Genomic DNA, 1427 nt, shown 5'->3' on the forward strand with positions numbered 1-1427 from the left:
GGTCAAGTCCAGGGACGTGGTGTACGACGTCGTCGTGTGATTCTTCGATGTGATGGTTCAGGCAGTCAGGGCTGCGGGGGTGGCCTCCTGTTCGGTCGAGGTGTCGTTGACGGCGCGTGATTTGCTCAGGACTTCCAGGCCGAGGTAGCGCCGGGATTCGGCCCATTCGTCGTGTTGTTCGGCCAGCACTGCCCCGACGAGGCGGATCAGCGCGTCGCGGTCGGGGAAGATGCCCACGACGTCGGTCCGACGTCGGATCTCCTTGTTGAGTCGCTCCTGGGGATTGTTCGACCAGATCTGGCGCCAGATCTGCTTGGGGAACGCGGTGAACGCCAGCAGGTCCGGGCGGGCGGCCTCGAGGTGGTCGGCCACCTTGGGAAGTTTGTCGGACAGCGCTTCGATGATCCGATCGTATTGAGCGGCAACGGATTCAGTGTCCGGCTGGTCGAACACCGAATGCAGCAGGGTGCGCACCCACGGCCAGGAGGCCTTCGGGGTGATGGCCATCAGGTTGGTCGTGTAGTGCGTGCGGCACCGCTGCCACGTCGCGCCGGGCAGAGTGGCCCCGATCGCGGCCACCAGACCGGCGTGCGCGTCGGAGGTCACCAGCTTCACCCCCGAGAGGCCCCGGGCGGTCAATGACCGCCAGAACGCCAACCAGCCCGCACCGTCCTCGGCGGTGGTGACGTCGATACCCAGGATCTCCCGATAGCCCTCGGCGTTCACACCGACGGCGATCAGGGCGTGCACGTTGACCACCCGCCCGCCCTCGCGGACCTTGAGCACCAGGGCGTCAGCGGCCACGAACGTGTACGGGCCGGCGTCCAGCGGGCGGGTCCGGAAGGCTTCGACGGCGGTGTCGAGTTCCTTGGCCATCACCGACACCTGCGACTTCGACAGGCTGGTGATCCCCAACGTCTCGACGAGCTTGTCCATCCTCCGCGTCGACACCCCGAGCAGGTAGCAGGTCGCGACCACGGTGGTCAGGGCCCGCTCGGCGCGTTTGCGGCGTTCCAGCAGCCAGTCCGGGAAGTAAGAACCCTGCCGTAGCTTCGGGATCGCCAGATCCAATGTGCCTGCACGGGTGTCGAATTCACGGTGTCGATACCCGTTGCGGGAGTTGGTGCGCTGCGCCGAACGCTCACCGTAACCGGCGCCGCACAGGGCGTCGGCCTCGGCACCCATCAGGGTGTGGATGAACGTGGCCAGCAGTTCGCGCAGCACATCGGGATGGGTGGTGGTGAGTCGTTCGACCAGCACGGTGGGCAGGTCGATATTCTGGGCAGCGGTCATCGCGTGGTTCCTTTGCTCGAGTGACTTTGGACGGTCCCTCGAAGAATCACGCGATGACCTTCAATCACTCGGCTACGACACGCCGGTACCGTTGATCAGGTCTCGACTCGTACACCACTCTGCTGGACGCAACC

1 protein-coding gene is annotated in these 1427 nt (G+C 65.5%); it reads right to left on the minus strand.

Going from position 1 to position 1427, the window contains the following annotated elements:
• Nucleotides 1–57 precede the first annotated feature (57 nt).
• Nucleotides 58–1293 carry an IS256 family transposase gene (locus tag BHQ18_RS28800; protein WP_052621331.1) on the minus strand — a complete coding sequence of 412 codons (1236 nt, stop codon included), beginning with the start codon at nucleotides 1291–1293 and terminating at the stop codon, nucleotides 58–60.
• Between the last annotated feature and the right edge of the window lie 134 nt (nucleotides 1294–1427).

It is taken from the genome of Mycolicibacterium flavescens, from assembly GCF_001722335.1.
In the GTDB taxonomy this organism is placed as follows: domain Bacteria; phylum Actinomycetota; class Actinomycetes; order Mycobacteriales; family Mycobacteriaceae; genus Mycobacterium; species Mycobacterium flavescens.

Excerpts from the sequence above, each read along its gene's own strand:
- BHQ18_RS28800 (WP_052621331.1), bottom strand. The coding sequence starts at position 1,293 with ATGACCGCTGCCCAGAATATCGACCTGCCCACCGTGCTGGTCGAACGA.